The organism is Sporomusa sp. (genome assembly GCF_057736855.1).
In genome coordinates this window covers 1-1,542 of record NZ_JBYKYF010000391.1, presented here as the reverse complement: position 1 = coordinate 1,542, position 1,542 = coordinate 1, and the positions used below count along the sequence as shown (strand labels likewise).

Sequence of the window (1,542 nt, the reverse complement as noted above, 5' to 3'; positions counted from 1 at the left end):
GACCTGGCTCACGGCGCTAAATACTATGCTGTTTTGTTTGCTGCATTGGCCTTGTTCGACAGCCCTACTTTCGGCCTACAAGGAATCAGGCAAGGTCAAGTGGATGTTTCTCGCTTTTTTGATACCGACAATAGTTGGTTTTACCGTGTGTTTTGTTGTAGCGCAGTCGGCTCGGATGCTAGGATTGGTATAGCTAGATAATGGCGGGGTTTTTGCCAGAGAACTTATAAATCTGTTGACTGGCAATCTTCAAGGAAAGAGTAAAGCTTATGGTAAATTTCTGGATTTTTTCGCATGAAAACCACCAGTGCCTGAATGGATTCAATGGTTGATTGCGATAGATAGTGCTCAATAGCCTCGGCTTCGGCCGCAATGTTACAGTCAGCACGAATCAGTACTAAAAACTCCTGAAGGATCTGATTGCGTTGAACGAGAAATTTGCCGGTCTCAATACCCTTGGTTGTCAGGCAAATGTGACCGTATTTCTGGTAGGTGATATAACCAAGGATATTGAGTTTGCGCAAGGCTTTGGAAACAGAAGGCATAGATACATTGAGTTTGTGACTAATATCCGTAACCCGTACGATGCCGAGGCTGCTATAAAACCGATATATTTCTTCCAGATAGTCTTCCAGGCTTGGTGAAAGCATACTTATTCCTCCTGAAACCTTGCCGGAGATGATAAAAGAAAATAGTTTTTAATAATAATTCTCAATAACATTGTGTTGCCAACTTATTATATGTTATGATACATTACTAAATTTTGAACCCAAAAATTAAAAAAACGTGCTGAAAGAAGATTTGCTCAATATATTTGTGCCTGATAACAGAAGCATACAGATCAGCCATGTTTCTAAGTCTACACAACAAATGGAAGAACTAGGACACGGGATTGTTGACGTTATACAAGAAATAGAAGCGATAAGTAAAGAAAATGCCAGCCATACGCAGACGGTATCTGCTGCTACTCAGGAACAGACAGCCGTTATGCAGGAATTTGCTTCATCAAGTCAGGGATTGCAACATATGGTTCAGGAACTCGATGCAGTGGTGAAAAGATTTAAACTTGATTTGTAATATAAAGTCTGTATTACCAGCAAAAAACTCCCTTGCTTATGCGTGAGGGAGTTTTTCCTGCTGTATCTTGACGTCCAGATATTCTTCTCCGATGATTTTGACAATCCCTTGGGCGGCAGTTACGTCTGCAATTAGCTGGATTAACTGATGTTCATCGCCCTTGCGGGCCAGAGTAATAATCCTGACTACGTCAGTGAAGTCTTTGGCTTGGATCGGATAATGATTGAGTCTTAGCTGGTTTTCTACGGTTCCCAGTAGATGATAACCAAGCTCAATGGCTAGTTTGGTGTGAAGCTGTTTTTCAATCATACCGGCAGCCTCCAGGGCCGCAGAAGCTGCTTTGGTATAGGCTCGGATGAGTCCGCCGCCCCCTAGTTTGATGCCGCCAAAGTAGCGGGTTACGACAATCACGGTATTTTTACAGCCAGATTTGTTGATAACTTCTAATATGGGTTTGCCGGCCGT

At 42.5% G+C, this 1,542-nt stretch carries 4 protein-coding genes; 2 read left to right on the top strand and 2 right to left on the bottom strand.

Going from position 1 to position 1,542, the window contains the following annotated elements:
• On the top strand, positions 1-201 hold a 201-nt coding region (locus tag AC29Z1_RS16665; protein WP_488272574.1), incomplete at its 5' end, for a hypothetical protein.
• 23 nt (positions 202-224) lie between these two features.
• Here the strand turns inward: AC29Z1_RS16665 and AC29Z1_RS16660 are convergent.
• Complete coding sequence (locus AC29Z1_RS16660) at positions 225-650, bottom strand: metal-dependent transcriptional regulator (RefSeq protein ID WP_488272573.1); 426 nt, start codon at positions 648-650, stop codon at positions 225-227.
• 166 nt (positions 651-816) lie between these two features.
• On the opposite strand from AC29Z1_RS16660, the gene AC29Z1_RS16655 reads away from it, so the two are divergent.
• Complete coding sequence (locus tag AC29Z1_RS16655; protein WP_488272572.1) at positions 817-1,077, top strand: hypothetical protein; 261 nt, start codon at positions 817-819, stop codon at positions 1,075-1,077.
• Positions 1,078-1,113: 36 nt separating this feature from the next.
• On the opposite strand, the gene AC29Z1_RS16650 is transcribed toward AC29Z1_RS16655, so the two are convergent.
• On the bottom strand, positions 1,114-1,542 hold a 429-nt coding region (locus tag AC29Z1_RS16650), incomplete at its 5' end, for a YigZ family protein (RefSeq protein WP_488272571.1).